Here is a 21,577-nt window from a genome sequence, read left to right as displayed (position 1 = left end):
CCCGTTATGTACCATGTTGTCGCTGCAACTACCAACCCGGCAAAGATCAAGGCTATTCAATTGGCCTTCGATGACGTCTTCGGCGCAGGCCAATACCGCATTGAACCCGTCGACGTCGCCAGCGGCGTTTCGCTGCAGCCGATAGGCAATCACGAAACGCGCACCGGTGCGCGTCAACGCGTGATGGAAGCGCGCCAGGTCAGGCCCGAGGCCGATTTTTGGGTCGGCGTGGAAGCCGGGATTGAAGAGAATATGACCTTCGCCTGGATGACCATCGAGAACCCGTCCATCCGCGGCGAATCCCGCTCGGCGAGCCTGATGCTGCCGGAAGTCATCTTACAAGGTATTCGCGAAGGCCGCGAATTGGGCAGCGAAATGGCGACGATCACCGGCAACGCCGAGGTGAAGCGCCAGGGCGGCGCCATCGGCGTCTTCACCGACGGCCGGCTGAGCCGCACCAGCGTTTATCATCAGGCGCTGCTGCTGGCGCTGGTGCCGTTCCACAACGCCATCTATCAGCAATAACGCAGAGTCTGCTAGGGCGCGTCGTGCAGCAACTGCTGCTCAAGCCACTGTTTCAGCGCGGGTGAAGCCGCTTTCAGGCTGTTAGAACCGCGGGTGATGGTGGCGATCCCCGCGCCCAGTTCATTTTTCAGCTCGCGCTGGCTCATCTCGCCGCGCATCAATTCCTGAATGATCCGCACCCGGGTGCCCAGCGCGGTGCGCTCGTCCGGCGTCAGCATCAATTGCAACAGCGGTTGATGCAGTTCGTGCGCAAACGAATTCTGCAGCAGCGCGACGAAGCGCAGCCAATCCTCATTGCCTTGTTCTGAAAGAGCGGGGTCGTTTAACGATAATTGCGTCATGGCAGCCACCATACTATTTAACTAGTACAGCAGCATACCATAGGGCCGTCAAAATCAATAACGTCTCTGCCACTCGGCGTCGGTCAGCACCTTGGCCGGCCGGTGCGTCAGATAGCGGTAAAACGCATCGTAAGCCAGCACGTTCTTGACGTAGCCGCGGGTTTCCGAGAACGGAATGCTTTCGATGAACGCTACCGGATCGATCCGCCCCGCGCTGTTGCCCAGCCAGGTGTTCACTCGCGACGGGCCGGCGTTATAAGCGGCGCTCGACAGAATGCGGTTGCGGCCGAACTGCTGATAGACCGATTCCAGATAGCTGGTGCCGATGGTGATGTTGGTCTGCGGATCGAACAATTGGCTCGGCCCGACATAGCCGGGAATGTTGTACATCTGCACCGTATGCTGCGCGGTGCGCGGCATGACCTGCATCAGGCCGGAGGCGCCGACCGGCGACTGCGCCTTCGGATTCCAGGCGCTCTCCTGACGCGCGATCGCCATCGCATAGCTGCTGGTGATCCCCTTGTCATCGGTGGCGCGGCGGAACTCCTGCGGCCAGGCGACCGGGAAACGCTCTTCCAGATGATCCCACAGCTTGCCGACGATGGTCGCCTGCACGCTCAGATCGGCCCATTTTTGCTCAAAGGCGTAACGCGCCAGCGCCTCTTGTTCAGGCCGGCTGCGGCTGGCGACATAGGAACCCCACTCGCTGCGGGCCAGGTTGTCCATATTCCAGTACATCAGCTCGCGCACTCGGGCCACTTCCGGCCCGTCGGTCAGCGACGCGCGCGGCTTGGCCGCCACCGCCACCATCACCGGATAGGTTGCGTTCAGCTTCTGCGCCGCCACCATCGGATAGAAGCCGCGTTCGGTCATCAGATTGCGCAACATCTCCTCGCCTTCGGCGCGTTTGCCTTCGTCCATCAGCTGACTGGCGCGCCAGTAGCGCCACTCATCCTTGTTGCGCGACTCTTCCGGCAAGCGAGCCAGCCAGGTCGCGACGCCCTGCCGATCGCCGTTGCCCAGCGCCATGCGCACCCGACGCTCCAGCAGCGAAGGCGAACGGCTGCGCAGAATCACCTGATCGCGCCACTGCGCCTGTTCCAGGGTGGCGTCGCTGCCCATCAGGCGCCAGGCCACCGCCTCTTCCAGCCCCAGCCGCTCCTCGTCGCTCATTTTCTGCAGCCGCGCGAGCGTCGGGATCATCGCCCGCGCGTTTTCCACATCCTGCCGCGCCAGGCGCTCAAAGGCGATGCCGGTGGCGGCACGGGTAAAGTCGGTCGGCCCTACGCTGCGGGCGAAGGCTTCCACGGTGGTCGGATCGTTTTGCAAGCGCACCAGAGCGTTGCCCATGGTTTGATAGTCGGCCGGCAGTTGGCTGTAGAGGTTGCTGACCAGCGAGCTGTTGCCCTCTTTCAGCGCCAGCTTCATGCGCGCCAGAATATCGAGCGGCGTCTGCTTGCCTGCGCCGCGCCAGACGCTGAACAGCCGATCGCAGGCGCCCGGCAGCGTTTTGCCGTTCAGCCACAGCTCGTCGGCGCCGCTCCAGGCCGCCTGCTGGTCGCCGGTGGCCCATTTGGCGTAGTAATAGTTGCAGCGCGCCGCCACCGGTTTGGGCGGCTGCGGGCTGAAGGCCAGCAGGGTGCGCCAATCTTCGCGCCGCGCCAGTTCATTGACGAAGCGAGGCGCCAGCGATTTCGCCGGCGGCAGCGTCGGGTTGCGTTTGATAAAGTCGTTCACTTCGGAGAACCCCGCCTGACTCAGATCCTGAGTCAGCTCGCGGTATTCCAGATAAGGATAAAGCGGGTAATCGCGCAGCGTCGGCATCAGCTGCGCCACCACGTCCATCTGATTGCCGTCCCACGCCTGCTTGATCTGCTGGTAGCGCTGACGTTGCGCATCCAGAGAATCCGCCAGCGCCGCGCCCGAAAACGCCGTCAGGCACAGCCCCATCGCCAACAGCCGTCGCTTGTCCACCTTGACCATCCTCGCTCTTTCCTCACTGATTGTGCCGCGGGAGCCGCCCAGCTCCCCGGTGACCGCCGCGCCACGGCGCCGCAGAACAAAATAAAACCGGGCGCACGGCCCGGACGCAGATATCTACCATAGACAGCGCAATCGCTCATCCATTCAATACTGTAGAAGAAGAAGTGTATCGCCATGATCGGAGCCAGGTAAAAAACGTTTACTTTGGCTGACAAATCAGGGCGGCGGGATATTATCGCCGGCCGGATTTTTATTAGCCGCAACGGCATTTATTGGAAAAGTAAAATACTTTCTAATTATTAGTTATCACATTATTGCATTTAAGAGATAACGCCGACGTTGCGCAAATCGCCTGACAGCTGGCCAAACGCGCCAACTTTGCAGAAAAGCGGTGGCAAACCCGAGAGGGCATTTTTATACTATCAAAAATAAGTAGGATAATTCCGAGAAAACAGCACATAAAGCGCCCAACGAAGACATCTTATAATACAATCCGCGCCAATTATGGGTAGATAGTGTTCATTAGGCAGTGCGACTGACAGCTTTCAGCAAAACGATTGTCCCTTCAAGCGGGCCGGATTTTTACTTGTCGGGCCACGGCCTGCGGGCGGTGGATCAGGCCGGAATGGCGGGTGAAGATGGCGAGTAATACCGCGATAACGATGCGTTGCGCAAAAAGCCCCGTGCCGGGCTTCCTTGCCGCACGCCTGAATATCGGCCGCCTGTTGCTGATCGTTTTGTTGGCGCTGCTGACGTTGCCCGGGCCTGCGCGCGCCGCCAATGATCCCTATCAACAGCGCACGCACGCCGTGACGACCGTGGTGGTAGGCATCATCAGCTACGCCCGCTGGTCACGTGAACCCAATCCGATCCGGTTGTGCGTGACCGCACCCACCCAGTATGCCGAGGGGCTGTTCGATCCGATCCTGCTCAGCGCGCCGCGTCCGATTAAAACCGAACGCGTGCCGTTCGACAGCCCGACGCTGAGTACCGGCTGCGATGTCATCTATTTAGGGAACATCAACGCCGCGCAGAGACAAAATTTCATGCAGCGCATTTCCGGCAACTCCATTCTCAGCATCAGCGAGAACGATAGCGAATGCTCCGCCGGCAGCGCATTTTGCCTGCAGATCAACGGCGACCAGGCCGGCTTCAAGGTCAACCTGGACGCCCTGGCGCGCAGCGGCGTGCGCGTTCACCCCAACGTGCTGCAGCTGGCGCGCAAACAGGCGCCGCCGCTATGAGGCTATTGCGTAGAAACCGTTCCGGCAATGCGCGCCCGACGTTGGGCCGGGTGCTGCAGCGGGTGCATCTTGGGCTGGCGTTGATCGCCGTCGGCACCGCCGGCATCTTTCTGACGCTGGTGGCGCTGTTCGCGCTGCGCGCCTATGCCAACCACAACCTGCACCTGATCGCGCGCTCCATCAGCTATACGGTTGAAGCGGCAGTCGTGTTTGGCGATCGCCCCTACATTCGCGAGGCGATGGTGCTGATCGCCGCCAAAGAAGAGGTGTCGGAGGCCAAAATTCTGAACAACGCCGGTGACGTGCTGGTCAGTTGGCATCGTCCCAAAGATGGCCCGCTGCACGGCATGGAGCAGGTTATCGCCCACTGGGCACTGCCCGAGCCGGTCATCCTGCCTATCTCCCACGAGGGCAAACAGGTCGGCCAGGTCTGGCTGAGCGGCAACGGCGGCAGCCTATTGCGTTTCCTGTTGCGCGGGCTGGTCGGCATGATCGCCTGCATGGTGCTCAGTACCCTGTGCGCCCTGGTGTTGTCGCGCCGCATGCTGGTCGGCATCGTCAGTTCGTTGGACGACATCGCCAACGTGGCGCATGCGGTGCGGCGAGATCGCACCTTCGGCCTGCGGGTGCCCTCGGCGCCGATCGCCGAGCTGCATGAGCTCAGCAATGATTTCAATGGCTTGCTCGATGAACTGGAGGCCTGGCAGGCCCATCTGAAGCAGGAAAACGACTCGCTGGCCCACCGGGCGACGCACGACAGCCTGACCGGCTTGCCGAACCGCGCCTTCTTCGAAGGCCGGCTGAGCCGCGCCCTGGGCGATATCGCGCCGCCGGCGAAATTGGCGGTGCTGTTTATCGACGGCGATCGCTTCAAGGAAGTGAACGACAGTTACGGTCATGCCGCGGGCGATGCGGTGCTGACCACCATTGCCGGACGCATTCGCGCGCAGCTGCGCGAATCCGATCTGGTCGCACGCCTGGGAGGAGATGAATTCGCCGTGCTGCTGGCGCCGGTGCACAGCACGGAAGATGTCTTGCAGATCGCCGACAACATCATCGATTGCATGACGCAACCGGTTATTTTACCGAACGACGAGACGATCATTACCTCTCTGAGTATCGGCATTGCGCTGTACCCTGATCACGCGTCGACGCCTCAGGGTCTTTTGCACGAAGCTGACGATGCGATGTATCAGGCAAAGCATCGTTATAACGGAGGCTGGCGGCTGGCTATACATAAATAAGAGCCCCGGCTATAACACTTGAACTAGGGATTTTGACTATGATACAGCAACTGTTTAAAGGTCGTTTTTCACTGCTGACGATGGCGTTCGTCGCCCTGCTGGCGCTCGCCGGTTGCCAGAGCAAGCCGCAAGGCCTGACGCCCGAGCAGGTTGCGCTGCTGCAATCGCAGGGCTTCAAACTGACCGACAACGGTTGGGAATTCGGCCTGTCGGATAAAGTGCTGTTCGGCAACAACATCGGCAAGCTGAACCCGGAAAGCACCGAGACGGTGCAGAAGATGGGCCGCGCGCTGCTGAGCGTCGGCATCACCAAGTTCCGTCTGGACGGCCATACCGACAACTACGGCGAAGACAGCTATAACGATCAGCTCTCCCTGCGCCGCGCCGATGCGGTCGCCGACCTGCTGGCCAGCGTCGGTATTCCGCGCGCCAACATCGAAACCCGCGGCATGGGCAAGCGCGATCCCGTCGCCGACAACCGCACCTCCAGCGGCCGCGCGGAAAACCGCCGCGTCGCGATCGTCGTCACGCCATAAGCCACCAATATGCGCCTTTATCGGCGCATAAACGGTTATACTTAGCGATCGCTGAGCGATGTCTGGGATCCAAGATCGAAACGGGCTACACTCATGCCGCCAGACATCCTATAAATACTGATATAGAGAGGCTTAGAGCAACGTGGCTCAATACGTCTATACCATGCACCGCGTCGGCAAAGTGGTACCGCCGAAGCGTCATATTTTGAAAAACATCTCCCTGAGCTTCTTCCCTGGGGCAAAAATCGGCGTACTGGGCCTGAACGGCGCCGGTAAGTCCACCCTGCTGCGCATTATGGCCGGCATCGATACCGATATCGAAGGGGAAGCGCGCCCGCAGCCGGGCATCAAGATCGGTTATCTGCCGCAGGAGCCGCAACTTAACCTCGAACACACCGTGCGTGAGTCGGTGGAAGAAGCGCTGGCGGAAGTGGTCGGCGCGCTAAAACGCCTGGACGAAGTGTACGCGCTGTACGCGGAAGAAGGCGCAGACTTCGACAAGCTGGCCGCCGAACAGGGCCGCCTGGAAGAGATCATTCAGGCGCACGACGGTCACAACCTCAACGCGCAGCTGGAACGCGCTGCCGATGCGCTGCGCCTGCCGGACTGGGACGCCAAAATCGCCCATCTGTCCGGGGGTGAACGCCGCCGCGTCGCGCTGTGCCGCCTGCTGCTCGAAAAGCCGGACATGCTGCTGCTGGACGAACCGACCAACCACCTGGACGCCGAGTCCGTGGCCTGGCTGGAACGCTTCCTGCACGACTTCGAAGGCACCGTCGTGGCGATCACCCACGACCGCTACTTCCTGGATAACGTGGCCGGCTGGATCCTCGAACTGGACCGCGGCGAAGGCATTCCGTGGGAAGGCAACTACTCGTCCTGGCTGGAGCAGAAAGACGCGCGTCTGGCGCAGGAAGCGTCCGCCGAAGCCGCTCGTCGCAAGTCGATCGAGAAAGAGCTGGAGTGGGTGCGCCAGGGCGCCAAAGGCCGCCAGTCCAAAGGCAAGGCCCGTCTGGCCCGCTTTGAAGAGCTGAACAACACCGAATACCAAAAACGTAACGAAACCAACGAACTGTTCATTCCACCTGGCGCGCGCCTGGGCGATAAAGTGGTCGAAGTCAGCAACCTGCGCAAGTCTTACGGCGACCGCCTGCTGATCGACGACCTGTCGTTCTCGGTGCCGAAAGGGGCGATCGTCGGCATCATCGGCCCGAACGGCGCGGGTAAATCCACGCTGTTCCGCATGATGTCCGGTCAGGAGCAGCCTGATTCCGGCAGCATCGTGCTGGGCGATACCGTCAAGCTGGCGTCCGTCGATCAGTTCCGCGACAGCATGGACGGTTCGAAAACCGTGTGGGAAGAGGTCTCCGGCGGGCAGGACATCATGCGCATCGGCAACACCGAGATGCCGAGCCGCGCCTATGTCGGCCGCTTCAACTTCAAGGGCGTCGATCAGGGTAAACGCGTGGGCGAGCTGTCCGGCGGTGAGCGTGGCCGTCTGCACCTGGCCAAGCTGCTGCAGGTTGGCGGCAACGTGCTGCTGCTCGATGAACCGACCAACGACCTGGATATCGAAACCCTGCGCGCGCTGGAAAACGCCCTGCTGGAATTCCCTGGCTGCGCCATGGTGATCTCGCACGACCGTTGGTTCCTCGACCGTATCGCCACCCACATTCTGGACTACCAGGACGAGGGCAAGGTGGAATTCTTCGAAGGCAACTTCACCGAGTACGAAGAGTACAAGAAGCGTACGCTGGGCGCCGATGCGCTCGAGCCGCACCGCATCAAGTACAAAAAGATCGCCAAGTAATCCCCAAGGCGCCGCATGCGGCGCCTTTTTTATGCCCGCGCCCGGCGATAATCGCGCGGTGAGCACGCCATCACGCGCTTGAAAGCATGGCTGAACGCGCTGTCGGAATCGTACCCCAAACGTTGCGCGATGATGGATACCGGTTCAACACCGGTACGCAGCGCCCGCGCAGCCAGCAACATGCGCCAACGCGACACATACTCAAGCGGCGCCATTCCCGCCTTCTGCTTGAAGCGCAGCGCCAACGTCGAACGGGAAACGCTCGCCGCATCGGCCAATGACGCCACCGTCCAGCGACGGGCTGGATCGGCGTGTACTGCCTGCATCGCGGCGCCGATGCGCGGATCGAACAAGGCGGGCAGCCAGCCGGAGGCCGCGCCCTCCTCCCCCGTCAGGTAAATCCGCAGCGCCTGGGTCAACATGATTTGCCCCAGGTGATGCGTCATCAGCGCGCTACCCGGCGAAGGCTTTAACAGCTCGTCCGCCAGCCGCTGCAACGCCCATTGCAACACGGCGGCCTCTTCGGTGCCGCCTCGGATCACCATCAACGCCGGTAAACTCCCCAACAACCGCTCCACTTCCTCACCGAAGGTAAAACTCCCGCCGATAAACAGGCAATCCTCCGCCTCGCCGCAGCTCGCCACACCATTTTTCGCCTGCAGATAAAGTACGTCAGCATCGAGCGCCGGCAGCGACAGATCGCTGCCGACAGTGACCGGCAGGCTGCGGGTCAGCAGCAAGCAGTCGCCGGCCGCCAGCCGCAGCGGTTCGGCCAACCCTTCCGCCGCCAGCCAACAGCCGCCGCGCACCACCGCGTTGAATTTCCCGCTCTGCGGCGCAGGAAAATGAACGGCCCAGTCGCCGCCGGCCTTCAGGCCGCCGAAAAACGCATTCTGGCTGTTCAATGGCGCAAGCACTTCCGATAACGGATCCATACCCTCTCCCCCTAAGCCCCTTTCATGAGCATAGCCCGCGCCATGCTCCAGCCAAAGGTTTTAGGACGATGGCGACAGAAATTAGGCGTCGGCGTCATCTGCCAGGCCTACTCCCGCGTCAGCTCGCGCGCGTAGTCGTCAAACGCCGGGTGCTGCAATACCACATCGATGAAACAGGCCAGCGCCGGGGAATTCAGCTTGCGGCTCGGGTAGACCAGATACAGTTCATTCCCTTCTGCGCGCCAGGCCGGCAACACCTCCACCAACAGCTTCTGCGCCACCACCTCGCGGCTGAGAAACGCCGGCAGCAGCGTGATCCCCGCGCCGGCGATAGCGCATTCGCGCGCATACAGCAGATTGTCGGTGGTGTGCGCCAGCGGCAGCTGCCAGCGGTAATAATCGTCGCCGCAGCGCAGGTTCCAGGCCGTCCAGGCGCGGTGGGCAATGCAGCGATGCTGCTGCAGCTGCTGCGGGTGCTCGATCGGCGAGTGCTGCGCCAGATAGGACGGCGCAGCCAGCAGATAGCGCGGCGCATACCCGAGGCGGCGGCCGATCAGCGAAGAATCCTGCGGCTTGCCGGTGCGCAGCGCGGCGTCGAAGCCTTCCTGCACCAGATCCACCATGGCGTCGGATACCGACACCTCCAGCGATACGTCCGGGTACTGGCGCTGAAAATCCGCCGCCAGCCGCGCCACCAGGGTTGCCCCCAACCCGGCCGGCGTCGAGATGCGCAGGCGGCCGCTCGGGTTGTCGCGCAGCCGCTGCAGCGCCAGATCGGCCCGCTCGGCGGCGGACATCATCGCCTGGCAGTGTTCCAGATAGCGCTCGCCGGCGAAGGTCAGGTTCAGCTGGCGCGTGGTGCGGTTGAGCAAACGCAGCCCCAGCGTCTGTTCGAGCTGGCTGATGCGCTGACTGACGCTGGACTTCGGCAACCCGACACGCTGCGCGGCGGCGGTGAAACTGCCGCACTCCGCCACCAGCGCGAACAGCGCCATGTCCTGCAGCTGTTTGAACTCCATTGTTCACCTCTGACGAACACTCAGTTAGATATTGTCCATCTTATCACCCCACTGCTGCGGGTCTACACTGGGGACATCATTTGAAAGGAGCACAATCATGTCGATAAAAGCCATTGCCGTAGACCCGCAGAACCCCGCCGGTTTCATCGAAATCTCACCGGAGATGCCGGTGCCCGGCCAGTACGATCTGCTGGTGGAAGTGAAAGCGGCCTCGGTCAACCCGGTGGATACCAAAGTACACGCCGGTCTGCAGAAAAGCGGCCTGCAGCAGCCGCGCGTCCTCGGCTGGGACGCCAGCGGCGTCGTGCTGGACGTGGGCAGCGGCGTCAGCGGCTTCAAGCCCGGCGATGAAGTGTGGTACGCCGGCGACATCACCCGGCCCGGCAGCAACAGCAGCCACCAACTGATCGACTCTCGCATCGCCGCGCACAAACCGCGCAGCCTGAACTGGGCGGAGTCCGCCGCCATGCCGCTCACCGCCCTCACCGCCTGGGAGGCGCTGTTCGAGCACCTGAACATTCAGGATGCACCCGAGCACAAGACGCTGCTGATCATCGGCGGCGCCGGCGGGGTCGGCTCGCTGGCCATTCCGCTGGCCGCGCTGCGCAGCAAGGTGAAAGTGATCGCCACCGCGTCCAGGCCGGAATCCGCCGCCTGGTGCCGCGAGCGGGGCGCCGACCTGGTGGTGGACTACCGCGATTTGAAGGGCAACCTGGCGCAACACGGCATCGAGCAGGTGGATTACATCCTCTGTCTGAACGATACCGACGGCCACTGGCCGGCGATGGCCGAACTGATCGCGCCGCTCGGCCATATCTGCACCATCGTCGAGAACGCGCAGCCGTTGGATCAAAACGCGCTGAAGCTGAAAAGCGCCGCGCTGCACTGGGAATTCATGTTCACCCGCAGCATGTTCACCACCCCGGACATCGCGCAGCAAGGCCGGATCCTGCAGCAGGTGGCGCAACTGCTGGACGACGGCAAGCTGAGCACCACGCTGAGCGAAACCCTGCACGGGCTGTCGGTAGACACGCTGACCGCCGCGCACCAACAGCTGCTCGGCGGCCATATGCAAGGCAAGCTGGTTATCGCTTACTGAGTTCGCATCGCGGCGGCGTTCTGCGCCGCCGTTACTGCGGGCGAACGAAGCCGACGCACAGCACCTGCTCGTCGCTCTGCGGATCGGCGCGGAACGTCAGCGTCTGCTGCCAGTCGAGGCGCATCTTCGGCCAGTGGGCCAGTTCGCCGCCGAAGTCGCTGTGCGCGCAGTCTTCACCCAACCGACCGAACAAGGCGACGCCATGCTGCGCAATCTGCGGATAGCTGATGTTGACGTTGTAGATGTTCGGCCGCGTATGATTGGACCAGCGCGTAATGGTCTGCGGCCGGGAACCGGCATACACCGTCATCCACTGCGACAGGTATTCGCCGCCGACATAACGCAGACTGACGCCATACCGCTCCTGCCACAGCTGCTCCACTCCGGCGCTGAACGCCTTGATGCCCACCATTTTCTGACCGGCATTGCGCACGTTGCCCAGCATCACCGCGGCATACCCCAGATAGACCGCCAGCGCCGCGCACATCAGCCCAATAGTCGCCGCCCGCAGCGAACGCACCGGCGGCTGACGCACGCAGCCGACCAGCAGCGCGGGTGCCAGCATGAAGAACGGCTGCAGCCACTCGGTCAAGCGGCCGCCGACGTTGAAGGAGAACCAAAAGGTGATGATGCCGAGCGGCAGCAGGTAGATCCACAGCAGCACCCGCATCGGCAACGCTTTCGGCCAGGCCAGCACCGCCCCGCTGCGGCGTAGGATCCACCACAGCACCAGCGACGGATAGAACACCAGCAGCAGCGACTGCAGCATGTCGAGATTGAGCTGCATCTTGATCTGCGAATCCACCCACTTAAAGGCGGCGAAGTCGTGGTTCCACAGCCAGAATACGTTCGGCAACACCAGCGCCAGCCAGATCGCCACCGCCAGATAGAACTGCGGTTGGCGATAGCAGCGACGGATCTGCGGCACGAACAGCGTCGACAGCGCCGCGAAATAGACGAAGGCGAAGGTCGAATACTTCGCCATCATCGCCAGACCGGCGGCCAACGCGAAGGCCGGCCACCAGTTGGCCGAACGGGAAATCGCCATGTGGAAGAACAGCGCCATCCACGGCCACAGCATCACCAACAGGTAGTTGTCGTTGTAGGGAATGATGTCGAAATTGATGATGCCGGACAGGTTGAGCGTCAGCAGCGCCATCCAGGCCAGCGAAGTGCTGCCGCTCAGGCGTCGCGCCAGCAGCCAGACGCCCAACATGCCGATGGCGATGGCGATGAAGTGCCCGCCGTACCAGTAAACGTTCAGCGGCAGCCACGACAGCCAGATCGCCGGCTGCATCGCCGCACCGACCAACCAAGGATTTTTCGGTGAGCCCCACTCGCCGTTGAGGCCCCAATTGAGCGCCTCGACGGCGTCGTAAGGCAGGGTAGGATCGAGATGAACGGTCAGCAGCGTCCAGGCTGCGGCATAGCAGATCAACCAGAGAGCGAGTAAGCGATAAGACATGTCTTCTTCTGAGCGTTATTGTAAAGAAAACCTTAACGTAGTCGCTACCGAATGAACCATGTTTAAACAGGCCTTTAAATGTGCGTCCGTGCGGCCGTTTCTGCCGCGCGATCGCACATTACGCTAATTTTTCTCAGCCTGCGGCGTGGCGCTGGGCGGGCGCATTCGCCAGCCGACCGGCGTCCGCCGCCAGCAGCTGTTGCACCAGCTCGACACAGCGCAGGAAGCGCTCTTCGTAATCGCTGGACTCAACGTGCACGTACTCGATGTTGTTGGCGCGCAGCATCTCCTCCAGCAGGCGCTGGAACGCCAGGCGATCGGCGGTGCTGCCAAGACTGCGCAGGCCGTCCGCCACCCACGGCGTGTTGTTTTCCAGCAGGATCACCAGATCGAAGCGGTATTCGTCGATCAGCGCCTGCACGAAGGGATGCTCACGCCCTTCGTACTTTTTGCAAAACGCCTGGGTGGTGACGAAATCGGTATCGATAAACGCCACCTTGTTGGCGTACTTGACCGCGAAATCTACGTATTGCGCCTGCCCGAGGGCAATTTTGTCGTAGTCGGAGTACTGCAACGCCATCTCGTCGCCGCCCAGGTGCGAGAACACGTAATCGCGGCCATATTCCCAGGCGCTGGTGGTGTTGAAGATGTTGGCCAGCTTGTTGACCAGCGTCGATTTGCCGCTCGACTCGCCGCCGAGGATCGCCACGGTGCGCACGAAGAACGGTTTCACCTCGGTCGGGATGTAATCCCAATAACGGAACGGATCCTGACGGATCTGATTGCCGCTGATGTTCATGAACGACCGTTCGGGATCGACCAAAATGGTTTCGATGCCCAGATGCTCGCGGTAGCGCGGTGCATCCTGCGCTTCGCTGGAATAGATGAAGCTCGGCACGATGCCTTTCTGTTCCATAAAGGCCTTCATGCCGTCGCTCCACACGTTCCAGCCGTGCGGGTACGGTTCGATGCCCTGCTCGTCGAACGAGTGGATATGGATGTTTTTCTGGTACTTGAAGGTCTGCAGCAGCCAGCGCAGGCGATCGCTGACCGTCGGCTGTTGCGACATCGAACTGTTCTCGAACAGCTCACGGTCGCGCGGCTCGTCGTGGCACAAGATAACGTGCAGCTCATCCACCTGGCTGCAGGCGCGCTGGATCAGATAGATGTGGCCGGTATGCAGCGGGTAAAATTTACCAAACACCACGCCGACTTTGACTTCTTTGCGCGGGAACTCCAGCCCGAGAAAACGGTGCAGCGCCTCGAGCTTTTGCGCGCTCGGGCTTTTGATCTTGTCGTTCAACAGCTGGCTGAGATAGCCTTTGGTCATGCCGCTGGCATCCGCCACCTGCTGCAACGTGCAGCCCTTTTGCTTGATGGACGTCTTCAGGTAATCAAATTGCGGCATGGCCACCTCCGTTTAGTATGCTAAACAAAATAGCATATCTTTCTCGCCGTCGGCGACATTAATAAAACCCTTCCAGCACGTCCAGCGCGTCCGCCAGCTTCTTGACCCCGAACACCTGCATATTGGCCGGCGGCTTTTTCGGCATATTGCCGTGCGGCACGATGGCGCGTTTGAAACCGTGCTTGGCCGCTTCGGCGATCCGCTCCTGGCCGCTCGGCACCGGACGGATCTCCCCCGCCAGCCCCACTTCGCCGAACACCACCAAATCGTTCGGCAACGGCCGATCGCGCAGGCTTGAGACCAGCGACATCAGCAGCGCCAGATCGGCGCTGGTCTCGCTGACCTTCACCCCGCCGACCACGTTGACGAACACGTCCTGATCCGACATCTGCAGCCCGCCGTGCCGGTGCAGCACCGCCAGCAGGATCGCCAACCGGTTCTGCTCCAGGCCCACCGCCACGCGGCGCGGGTTGGACATCATCGAATGATCCACCAGCGCCTGGATCTCCACCAGCAGCGGCCGGGTGCCTTCCCACACCACCATCACAGAACTGCCGGAGGTAACTTCGTCGCCGCGGCTGAGGAAGATAGCCGAAGGGTTGCTCACTTCGCGCAGCCCCTGTTCGGTCATGGCGAACACCCCCAGCTCGTTGACCGCGCCGAAGCGGTTCTTGTGGCTGCGCAGGGTGCGGAAGCGGGAATCGGCGTCGCCGTCCAGCAGCACCGAACAGTCGATGCAGTGTTCCAGCACTTTCGGCCCGGCCAGCGAGCCGTCTTTGGTGACGTGGCCGACCATCACGATCGCCACGCCGCGCGTCTTGGCGAAGCGCGTCAGGTAGGCGGCGGTTTCCCGCACCTGCGCCACGCTGCCCGGCGAAGACTGAATGTCCGCCATGTGCATCACCTGAATCGAGTCGATCACCATCAGCTTCGGCTGTTCCTGCTCGGCGATCAGGCAGATCTGCTCGATGCTGGTTTCCGACAGCATGTTCAGGCCGCCGGTCGGCAGCCCCAGACGGTGGGCGCGCATCGCCACCTGCTGCAGCGATTCCTCGCCGGTGACGTACAGGGTTTTCATCTGTTCGGACAGTTTGCACAGCACCTGCAGCAACAGGGTGCTCTTGCCGGCGCCGGGGTTGCCGCCGATCAGAATGGCGCTGCCGGGCACCACGCCGCCGCCCAGCACGCGATCGAACTCGAGAAAGCCGGTGGTGAAGCGCGGCAGCGCCTCAAGGCTGATTTCCGACAGCTTCTGCACTTTGCTGACGCCGGCGTCGCCGGCATAGCCGCTGAGGCGATCGTTGCGCGCCGCAGCGGGCGACGCGGCCAAACGCACTTCCGTGATGGTGTTCCAGGCATGGCAGGCGCTGCACTGCCCCTGCCAACGCGGATAGTCCGCCCCGCACTCATTGCACACAAATGCCCGTTTTGCCGCTTTTGCCACGTCTTACCTCAATCTTTCGTTATCGCACTTCGTGTTTCAGGCTGCCGGTGAGAATACACAGCACGCCCATCAAATCCGCATGCCGGATCGCCACCTGCGCTTTTTCATACACTTTCGGTTTGGCGTGGTAGGCGATGCCCAGCCCCGCCGCCTGCATCATTTTCAAATCGTTGGCGCCGTCGCCGATGGCCACGGTTTGCGCCAGCGGGATCTCCAGCTTCTCCGCCAGCCGCAGCAGCGTATCGGCTTTGAACTGCGCGTCCACCACCGGCCCCAGCACTTCGCCGGTCAGCTTGCCGTCGCGGATCTCCAGCTCGTTGGCCGCCGCCGCCACCAGCCGCAGCCGGTTGCGCAGGTATTCGGCGTAGTAGGTGAAGCCGCCGGAGGCGATCGCCACATGCCAGCCCATCGCCTGCAGCTTGCCCACCAGGCTGGTCAGCCCCGGCATCAGCGGCAGCTCGTCGCGCACCTGCTTAAGGATGTTGGCGTCGGCCCCTTTCAGCGTACCGACGCGCTGGCGCAGGCTGGCGGTAAAGTCCAGCTCGCCGCGCATCGCGCGTTCGGTCACTTCCGCCACCTGCTCCCCGACGCCCGCCAGCTTGGCGATCTCATCGATGCACTCGATCTCGATCGCCGTTGAATCCATGTCCATCACCAGCAGCCCCGGCGTGCGCAGGTGCGGGATTTTGCCGAGCGGCGCCACATCCAGCCCGCTCTCCGCCGCCAGCAGCTTGGCGCGCGGCGTCAAGGTGCCCGCCAGCCGCACCACCTGATAGTCGTCCACGCCCCAGGCGGTGACGATCACCATCGCCGCGCCCAGCTTGCGTTGGAATTGGGTAATGCGCGCCTTGTCCAGCGCCCTGCCATATAACAGCCACCCGGTATTGCCCGCCCGGTAGTCCAGCGGCATCACTTCGTCGCCGCTGAGCGAAAGGGGAAGACCCGGCCATTGAGAGATCTCCGCCGGAAGATCGCAATAGGTCAGACTGTTTGACATCATTGACTCCTGAATGGACAAAAACGCTGCATGATAAAACGACGCATCAAGCTATCCTATCGCCAGCGGTTCTGGCAACATAAAGTGTCCCCGATGCCCAAGGAACCTGCATGGCTCGCGCTAAACTGAAATTTCGCCTGCACCGCACCGCTATTATCCTGATTTGCCTGGCTTTGCTGGTGCTGCTGATGCAGGGCGCCTCTTATTTTAGCCTGAGTCACCAAATGGCGCGATCCGAGCAGGTGGAAGAGCTGGCGCAAACGCTGACCAAACAGGTCGCCTACAGCCTGGCGCCGCTGCTGGACGACGACGGCAACAATCCGCGCATCGACGCCATCCTCAAGCAGCTCACCGATCACAGCCGCATTCTCGACGTCAGCGTGTATCAGTTGGACGGCACGCTGGTCTCCCACGCCGGGGAACAGATAAGTATACGCGATCGCCTGTCGCTCGACGGCAAACGCGCCGGCAGCTACTTCAACCACCAGTTGGTCGAATCCATTCAGGGCAAAGACGGCCCGATCGGCTTTATCCGCATCACCCTCGACACCCACGTGCTGGCGACCGAATCCAAACAGGTGGACAACACCACCAACCTGCTGCGCCTGATGATCCTGCTGGCGCTGGCGATCGGCATCATTCTGGCGCGTACCCTGCTGCAACACCGCCGCAGCCGCTGGCAGCAGTCGCCCTACCTGTTGACCGCCAACACACCACTGGAAGAAGGCAATACGGTGGAAGACGATGCGCCGGAGAAAAAACAGGAAGCGCCTAAGCAGGGGTAATTCAGGCCAGGCGTTGAATGCGTTCGTGCCGTTTTCTTGTCCTTTCGCTGAATAGATTGTCCGTAACAACGGGATCCACATCCAATTGAAAGGTAAAGCGTTAGCCAAAAACGGCCGTGCGGAGTGAATAGATTGACGGGCGGGCGCCATGACGACGCCCGCCGCGGTATTACGCTTTGTCGCCCAGCAGCACGGATTCCAGCGCGATAACGATCATTTCGTTAAAGGTGGTCTGGCGTTCCGCCGCCGTGGTCGCTTCGTGACGCAGGATGTGGTCGGACACGGTGCAGATGGTCAGCGCCTTACAGCCGAACTCTTCGTACAGCTCCGCCGCCACGCCGTAGATGCCGGCCGCTTCCATTTCCACGCCCAGGATCCCGTACTTCTTCATCACCTGGAACATATCCGGATCCGGGGTGTAGAACAGATCGGCGGAGAAGATGTTGCCCACGCGCGCCGGGATGCCCTGCGCCGCCGCCGCGTCGACCGCGTTGCGCACCATGTCGAAGTCGGCGATCGCCGCGTAGTCGTTGTCCTTGAAGCGCAGACGGTTCACCTTGGAGTCGGTGCACGCGCCCATGCCGATCACCACGTCGCGCAGTTTGATATCGTCACGCACCGCGCCGCAGGACCCCACGCGAATGATCTTCTTCACGCCGAATTCGGCGATCAGCTCGCGCGCGTAGATGGAGCAGGACGGAATGCCCATGCCGTGGCCCATTACGGAGATGCGGCGGCCTTTGTAGGTGCCGGTGAAGCCCAACATGCCGCGCACGTTGTTCACTTCCACCGCGCCTTCCAGGAAGGTTTCGGCGATGTATTTTGCGCGAAGCGGGTCGCCCGGCATCAGTACTACGTCAGCGAAGTCACCCATCTCAGCATTAATGTGCGGCGTAGCCATAATTTTCTTCCTTTAGAAATCTTATTTAATAAAAACGTCAAACGTCCAAGCCTTGAATTTCGAGTTGCAACCAGGCAGCTGGCGGGTGAATCCCCAGTCGCTTACTTGAGTAAGCGGCTGGGGTTCACGCGTGAAGCTAACAACGCTGCGGCTTGAAAGACAGGGCTTAGAACAGGGTCTTACCGTAATCCATCGGCGACAGGCCAAAGTAATTGGCGACGGTCTGGCCGATGTCGGCGAAGGTCTCGCGGTGGCCCAGCGAACCCGGTTTCACTTTCGGGCCGTAAACCAGCACCGGGATGTGCTCGCGGGTGTGGTCGGTGCCGCTCCAGGTCGGATCGCAGCCGTGGTCGGCGGTGAAGATGATGATGTCTTCGTCTTTCACCAGCTTCAGCAGTTCCGGCAGGCGGCGGTCGAACAGCTCCAGCGCGGCGGCGTAGCCCGCCACGTCGCGACGGTGACCGTAGGAGGAGTCGAAGTCCACGAAGTTGGTGAACACGATGGTGTTGTCGCCGGCCTTTTCCATTTCGATCAGGGTCGCGTCGAACAGCGCGTCGATGCCGGTCGCCTTCACCTTCTTGGTGATGCCGACGTTGGCATAGATGTCGGCGATTTTACCGATCGACACCACTTCGCCGCCCTTCTCGTCCACCAGCTTTTTCAGCACGGTCGGCGCCGGCGGCTCTACCGCCAGATCGTGGCGATTGCCGGTGCGCTGGAAGTGGCCCGGCTTGTCGCCGACGAACGGACGCGCGATCACGCGACCGATGTTGTAACCGCCTTCGGTCAGCTCTTCACGCGCGATTTCGCACAGCTCATACAGGCGCTCCAGGCCGAAGGTCTCTTCGTGACAGGCGATCTGGAATACCGAGTCGGCGGAGGTGTAGAAAATCGGCTTGCCGGTTTTCATATGCTCTTCACCCAACTGATCGAGGATCACGGTGCCGGATGAGTGGCAGTTGCCCAGGTAGCCCGGCAGATTGGCGCGCTCCACCAGCTTATCCAGCAGCGCCTGCGGGAAGCTGTTGTGCTCGTCCTTGAAGTAGCCCCAGTCGAACAGCACCGGCACGCCGGCGATTTCCCAGTGGCCAGACGGCGTGTCTTTACCGGAAGAGAGCTCGCTGGCGTAGCCGTAGGCGCCGATGATGTCGGCGTTGCGATCCAGCCCCTGCGGGAAGTTGCCGGTCGACTCTTCCGCCGCTTTGCCGAGGCCCAGACGGCTCAGGTTAGGCAGCGTCAGCGGGCCCTGACGGCCAACGTTGGCCTCACCGCGCGCGCAAACCTCGGCGATGTGGCCCAGGGTGTCGGAACCCTGATCGCCAAAACGTTCGGCGTCTTCGCTGGCGCCGATGCCGAAGGAGTCCAATACCATAATAAATGTGCGTTTCATCTGTGCTCTCCTGCGTGTTCTCACGCTATTGCGACCGCAAAACTGCAATCGCCCTTATTCTCTAAATTTATACCCAATGGATTTCAAGTTGTAGCTAGGCGGCTAGCGCGTGTATCCCAGGAGCTTACTCAAGTAAGTGACTGGGGTGCACGCGTGCAGCCAACAACGCTACGGCTTGAAAGACGAGGGTCATCACGCTTGAGTGATGCGCTTATACACCACCGGCGTCGCTTCCGGCGCCTTATCGCTCAGCGTCATTGCGCTGCGCACCGCATCGGCCGCCTGCTGCCAGCTCTCTTCATCGTTGGCGTGGATCATCGCCAGCGGCTGCTGGGAATCCGCCGTATCGCCCAGGCGCGCCATCTCGGTCAGGCCGACGCTGTAATCGATGGCGTCGCTCGCCCGACGGCGGCCGCCGCCCAACGACACCACCGCCATGCCCAGCGCACGGGTATCCATGGCGCTGATGATGCCCGGCTTTTCAGCATACACCGGCTTGCTCAGCGTTGCCGCCGGCAGATAGCTATCGTAGCGTTCGACGAAGTCTATCGGACCCTGCTGCGCCGCCACCATGCGGCCAAACACCTCCGCCGCCTTGCCGTTATCCAGCACCGCCTGCAGCTTGGCGCGCGCGTCGGCCTCATCTTGCGCCAGGCCGCCGGACAACAGCATCTCTACGCTCAGCGCCAGCGTCACTTCCAGCAGGCGCGGGTTGCGGTATTCGCCGGTCAGGAAGCGCACCGCTTCGCGCACTTCCACCGCGTTGCCGGCGCTGGAAGCCAGCACCTGATTCATGTCGGTCAGCAGCGCGGTGGTCTTGCAGCCCGCGCCGTTGGCCACGCCGACGATCGCCTGCGCCAAATCTTGCGACAGGGCATAGGTCGGCATAAAGGCGCCGGAGCCGACCTTCACGTCCATCACCAGCGCATCCAACCCTTCCGCCAGCTTCTTGGCCAGAATGGAGGCGGTGATCAGCGGGATAGAATCCACGGTGGCGGTGATATCGCGGGTGGCGTAAAAACGCTTGTCCGCCGGCGCCAGCGAGCTGGTCTGGCCGATGATCGCCACGCCGACGTCCTGAATGATTTTGCGGAAGGCGTTATCGTCCGGGAAAATATTGAAGCCCGGAATGGCTTCCAGTTTGTCCAGCGTGCCGCCGGTATGCCCCAGGCCGCGGCCGGAGATCATCGGCACATAGCCGCCGCAGGCCGCCACCATCGGGCCCAGCATCAGCGAAGTCACGTCGCCCACGCCGCCGGTCGAGTGCTTGTCGACGATCGGGCCGTTCAGCGCCAAACTCTTCCAGTCCAGCACGGTGCCGGAATCGCGCATCGCCATGGTGAGCGCCACGCGCTCCGGCATGCTCATGTCATGGAAATAAATGGTCATCGCCAGCGCGGCGATCTGCCCTTCCGACACCACATTGTCGCGAATGCCGTTGATGAAAAAGCGGATTTCCGCTTCGCTTAACGGCTGGCCGTCGCGTTTTTTACGAATAATTTCTTGAGCCAGGAACAAGGCATCCCCCTGTGTCGCCGAGAGTCGGTGCAGACGGGCGCGCCTGGCGCCCGCCAACGATATCGATCAGTAGCCGCCGCCGGCGGTCTGGGTTTGGTGGCCCAGCGCGGCCAGCAAGCTGGCCAGCAGGCTGGAAGCGCCAAAGCGGAAATGCCGCGCGTCGGCCCACCCTTCGCCCAGAATACGATCGGCAAGTTGCAGATAATGCAGCGCGTCTTCCGCGGTGCGCACGCCGCCGGCCGGCTTGAAGCCCACCGTCTTCGCCACGCCCATATCGCGGATCACTGACATCATCAGCTCGGCGCTCTCCAGGGTGGCGTTGACCGGCACCTTGCCGGTGGAGGTCTTGATAAAGTCGGCGCCGGCCTTGATGGCGATCTCGGACGCCTTGCGGATCAGATCGGCCTGCTTCAGCTCACCGGTTTCGATGATCACTTTCAGCAGCACGTTGGCCGCCTGGCAAGCCTGTTTGCACTGTTTCACCAGCTCGAAACCGACCTGTTCGTTGCCGGCGATCAGCGCGCGGTAAGGGAACACCACGTCCACTTCATCCGCCCCATAGGCGATGGCCGCGCGGGTTTCCGCCAGCGCGATGTCGATATCGTCGTTGCCATGCGGGAAGTTGGTCACGGTGGCGATACGGATGTCCGGCGTGCCTTGCTCGCGCAGCGCCTTACGCGCCACCGGGATAAAACGCGGGTAGATGCAGATGGCCGCCGTGTGGCCGGCCGGGCTGTTGGCCTGACGACAGAGGGCGATCACTTTCTCGTCGGTGTCATCATCGTTCAGCGTGGTTAAATCCATCAAGTTCAGCGCACGTTGCGCTGCTGCGGTTAATTCGGTCATAAAACTCTCCAACTGAGTACCTGGGTGTTGGCGAGCGGACTTGGTTCCATGAAGATAGCGCAGGGGAACGGCGTTCCCGCGGCGGCA

General features: G+C 61.9%; 19 protein-coding genes. 7 read left to right on the top strand and 12 right to left on the bottom strand.

Annotated features, from left to right (window positions below; all coding sequences use genetic code 11):
• Positions 1-6: 6 nt before the first annotated feature.
• Positions 7-525: an inosine/xanthosine triphosphatase gene (yjjX, locus tag ACMGG9_RS01830; protein WP_033641807.1), complete on the top strand. Its 519-nt coding sequence runs from the start codon at positions 7-9 to the stop codon at positions 523-525.
• A gap of 11 nt (positions 526-536) precedes the next feature.
• On the opposite strand, the gene trpR is transcribed toward yjjX, so the two are convergent.
• Both trpR and sltY read right to left on the bottom strand, forming a co-directional pair.
• The gene (gene trpR / locus ACMGG9_RS01825) at positions 537-866 is read right to left on the bottom strand and encodes a trp operon repressor (protein ID WP_033651718.1); all 330 of its coding nucleotides are present in this window, start codon (positions 864-866) and stop codon (positions 537-539) included.
• Between the two features lie 54 nt (positions 867-920).
• Positions 921-2,849 (bottom strand): murein transglycosylase, encoded by a 1,929-nt coding sequence (sltY, locus tag ACMGG9_RS01820; RefSeq protein WP_046898094.1) that lies wholly within the window; start codon positions 2,847-2,849, stop codon positions 921-923.
• Between the two features lie 632 nt (positions 2,850-3,481).
• Here sltY and ACMGG9_RS01815 point away from each other — a divergent pair.
• The 4 genes from ACMGG9_RS01815 to ettA all read left to right on the top strand — a co-directional run bounded on the left by ACMGG9_RS01815 (position 3,482) and on the right by ettA (position 7,683).
• Positions 3,482-4,093 carry a YfiR family protein gene (locus ACMGG9_RS01815; RefSeq protein WP_033641805.1) on the top strand — a complete coding sequence of 204 codons (612 nt, stop codon included), beginning with the start codon at positions 3,482-3,484 and terminating at the stop codon, positions 4,091-4,093.
• On the top strand, positions 4,090-5,337 hold the full coding sequence (locus ACMGG9_RS01810; protein WP_033651699.1) for a diguanylate cyclase domain-containing protein: 1,248 nt from the start codon (positions 4,090-4,092) through the stop codon (positions 5,335-5,337). Before ACMGG9_RS01815 ends, ACMGG9_RS01810 begins: the two co-directional genes overlap by 4 nt.
• A 38-nt stretch (positions 5,338-5,375) precedes the next feature.
• A complete protein-coding gene (locus ACMGG9_RS01805; protein ID WP_033641803.1) occupies positions 5,376-5,873 on the top strand; it encodes an OmpA family protein in 498 nt (165 codons plus the stop codon).
• A gap of 142 nt (positions 5,874-6,015) precedes the next feature.
• Positions 6,016-7,683 carry an energy-dependent translational throttle protein EttA gene (ettA, locus tag ACMGG9_RS01800; RefSeq protein WP_025159620.1) on the top strand — a complete coding sequence of 556 codons (1,668 nt, stop codon included), beginning with the start codon at positions 6,016-6,018 and terminating at the stop codon, positions 7,681-7,683.
• A gap of 29 nt (positions 7,684-7,712) precedes the next feature.
• Here the strand turns inward: ettA and ACMGG9_RS01795 are convergent, their stop codons facing one another.
• Together ACMGG9_RS01795 and ACMGG9_RS01790 are read right to left on the bottom strand one after the other, a co-directional pair.
• Positions 7,713-8,618 (bottom strand): AraC family transcriptional regulator, encoded by a 906-nt coding sequence (locus ACMGG9_RS01795; RefSeq protein WP_060659968.1) that lies wholly within the window; start codon positions 8,616-8,618, stop codon positions 7,713-7,715.
• 107 nt (positions 8,619-8,725) lie between these two features.
• Positions 8,726-9,637, bottom strand: coding sequence for a LysR family transcriptional regulator (locus ACMGG9_RS01790; RefSeq protein WP_033641801.1), 912 nt, complete (start codon positions 9,635-9,637; stop codon positions 8,726-8,728).
• Positions 9,638-9,734: 97 nt separating this feature from the next.
• Between ACMGG9_RS01790 and ACMGG9_RS01785 the strand changes: the two genes are divergently transcribed.
• Positions 9,735-10,736 carry a zinc-binding alcohol dehydrogenase family protein gene (locus ACMGG9_RS01785; RefSeq protein WP_033641800.1) on the top strand — a complete coding sequence of 334 codons (1,002 nt, stop codon included), beginning with the start codon at positions 9,735-9,737 and terminating at the stop codon, positions 10,734-10,736.
• Between the two features lie 31 nt (positions 10,737-10,767).
• On the opposite strand, the gene ACMGG9_RS01780 is transcribed toward ACMGG9_RS01785, so the two are convergent.
• From ACMGG9_RS01780 to serB, 4 genes are all read right to left on the bottom strand, one after another.
• Entirely contained in the window at positions 10,768-12,201 is a 1,434-nt protein-coding gene (locus ACMGG9_RS01780) for a glycosyltransferase family 39 protein (RefSeq protein ID WP_033641799.1), read from the bottom strand.
• A 133-nt stretch (positions 12,202-12,334) separates the two neighbouring features.
• Positions 12,335-13,609 carry a multifunctional transcriptional regulator/nicotinamide-nucleotide adenylyltransferase/ribosylnicotinamide kinase NadR gene (nadR, locus tag ACMGG9_RS01775; RefSeq protein ID WP_033641798.1) on the bottom strand — a complete coding sequence of 425 codons (1,275 nt, stop codon included), beginning with the start codon at positions 13,607-13,609 and terminating at the stop codon, positions 12,335-12,337.
• A 58-nt stretch (positions 13,610-13,667) separates the two neighbouring features.
• Positions 13,668-15,053: a DNA repair protein RadA gene (gene radA, locus ACMGG9_RS01770; RefSeq protein WP_004933048.1), complete on the bottom strand. Its 1,386-nt coding sequence runs from the start codon at positions 15,051-15,053 to the stop codon at positions 13,668-13,670.
• 19 nt (positions 15,054-15,072) lie between these two features.
• Positions 15,073-16,050 (bottom strand): phosphoserine phosphatase, encoded by a 978-nt coding sequence (gene serB, locus ACMGG9_RS01765; RefSeq protein WP_042783658.1) that lies wholly within the window; start codon positions 16,048-16,050, stop codon positions 15,073-15,075.
• Positions 16,051-16,160: 110 nt separating this feature from the next.
• Here serB and ACMGG9_RS01760 point away from each other — a divergent pair, with 110 nt between their 5' ends.
• Positions 16,161-16,835: a YtjB family periplasmic protein gene (locus ACMGG9_RS01760; RefSeq protein WP_033651703.1), complete on the top strand. Its 675-nt coding sequence runs from the start codon at positions 16,161-16,163 to the stop codon at positions 16,833-16,835.
• A gap of 169 nt (positions 16,836-17,004) precedes the next feature.
• Here ACMGG9_RS01760 and deoD read toward each other — a convergent pair whose 3' ends face one another.
• The 4 genes from deoD to deoC form a co-directional block, all read right to left on the bottom strand.
• A complete protein-coding gene (deoD, locus tag ACMGG9_RS01755) occupies positions 17,005-17,736 on the bottom strand; it encodes a purine-nucleoside phosphorylase (RefSeq protein WP_004933059.1) in 732 nt (243 codons plus the stop codon).
• A gap of 166 nt (positions 17,737-17,902) precedes the next feature.
• On the bottom strand, positions 17,903-19,126 hold the full coding sequence (gene deoB / locus ACMGG9_RS01750; protein WP_033641795.1) for a phosphopentomutase: 1,224 nt from the start codon (positions 19,124-19,126) through the stop codon (positions 17,903-17,905).
• A 192-nt stretch (positions 19,127-19,318) separates the two neighbouring features.
• On the bottom strand, positions 19,319-20,644 hold the full coding sequence (deoA, locus tag ACMGG9_RS01745) for a thymidine phosphorylase (protein ID WP_033641794.1): 1,326 nt from the start codon (positions 20,642-20,644) through the stop codon (positions 19,319-19,321).
• A gap of 66 nt (positions 20,645-20,710) precedes the next feature.
• The gene (gene deoC, locus ACMGG9_RS01740) at positions 20,711-21,490 is read right to left on the bottom strand and encodes a deoxyribose-phosphate aldolase (RefSeq protein ID WP_033641793.1); all 780 of its coding nucleotides are present in this window, start codon (positions 21,488-21,490) and stop codon (positions 20,711-20,713) included.
• Positions 21,491-21,577 lie beyond the last annotated feature (87 nt).

Source organism: Serratia sp. BNK-10 (genome assembly GCF_047456065.1).
Lineage (GTDB): Bacteria > Pseudomonadota > Gammaproteobacteria > Enterobacterales > Enterobacteriaceae > Serratia > Serratia ureilytica.
This window is presented reverse-complemented; position numbering and strand designations above follow the sequence as displayed.

What these genes read in the sequence shown, in the direction of transcription:
- yjjX (WP_033641807.1), top strand. Translation starts at nt 7, where the DNA reads ATGTACCATGTTGTCGCTGCAACTACCAACCCGGCAAAGATCAAGGCT.
- trpR (WP_033651718.1), bottom strand. Translation starts at nt 866, where the DNA reads ATGACGCAATTATCGTTAAACGACCCCGCTCTTTCAGAACAAGGCAAT.
- sltY (WP_046898094.1), bottom strand. Translation starts at nt 2,849, where the DNA reads ATGGTCAAGGTGGACAAGCGACGGCTGTTGGCGATGGGGCTGTGCCTG.
- ACMGG9_RS01810 (WP_033651699.1), top strand. Translation starts at nt 4,090, where the DNA reads ATGAGGCTATTGCGTAGAAACCGTTCCGGCAATGCGCGCCCGACGTTG.
- ACMGG9_RS01805 (WP_033641803.1), top strand. Translation starts at nt 5,376, where the DNA reads ATGATACAGCAACTGTTTAAAGGTCGTTTTTCACTGCTGACGATGGCG.
- ACMGG9_RS01795 (WP_060659968.1), bottom strand. Translation starts at nt 8,618, where the DNA reads ATGGATCCGTTATCGGAAGTGCTTGCGCCATTGAACAGCCAGAATGCG.
- ACMGG9_RS01790 (WP_033641801.1), bottom strand. Translation starts at nt 9,637, where the DNA reads ATGGAGTTCAAACAGCTGCAGGACATGGCGCTGTTCGCGCTGGTGGCG.
- ACMGG9_RS01785 (WP_033641800.1), top strand. Translation starts at nt 9,735, where the DNA reads ATGTCGATAAAAGCCATTGCCGTAGACCCGCAGAACCCCGCCGGTTTC.
- ACMGG9_RS01780 (WP_033641799.1), bottom strand. Translation starts at nt 12,201, where the DNA reads ATGTCTTATCGCTTACTCGCTCTCTGGTTGATCTGCTATGCCGCAGCC.
- nadR (WP_033641798.1), bottom strand. Translation starts at nt 13,609, where the DNA reads ATGCCGCAATTTGATTACCTGAAGACGTCCATCAAGCAAAAGGGCTGC.
- serB (WP_042783658.1), bottom strand. Translation starts at nt 16,050, where the DNA reads ATGTCAAACAGTCTGACCTATTGCGATCTTCCGGCGGAGATCTCTCAA.
- ACMGG9_RS01760 (WP_033651703.1), top strand. Translation starts at nt 16,161, where the DNA reads ATGGCTCGCGCTAAACTGAAATTTCGCCTGCACCGCACCGCTATTATC.
- deoD (WP_004933059.1), bottom strand. Translation starts at nt 17,736, where the DNA reads ATGGCTACGCCGCACATTAATGCTGAGATGGGTGACTTCGCTGACGTA.
- deoB (WP_033641795.1), bottom strand. Translation starts at nt 19,126, where the DNA reads ATGAAACGCACATTTATTATGGTATTGGACTCCTTCGGCATCGGCGCC.
- deoC (WP_033641793.1), bottom strand. Translation starts at nt 21,490, where the DNA reads ATGACCGAATTAACCGCAGCAGCGCAACGTGCGCTGAACTTGATGGAT.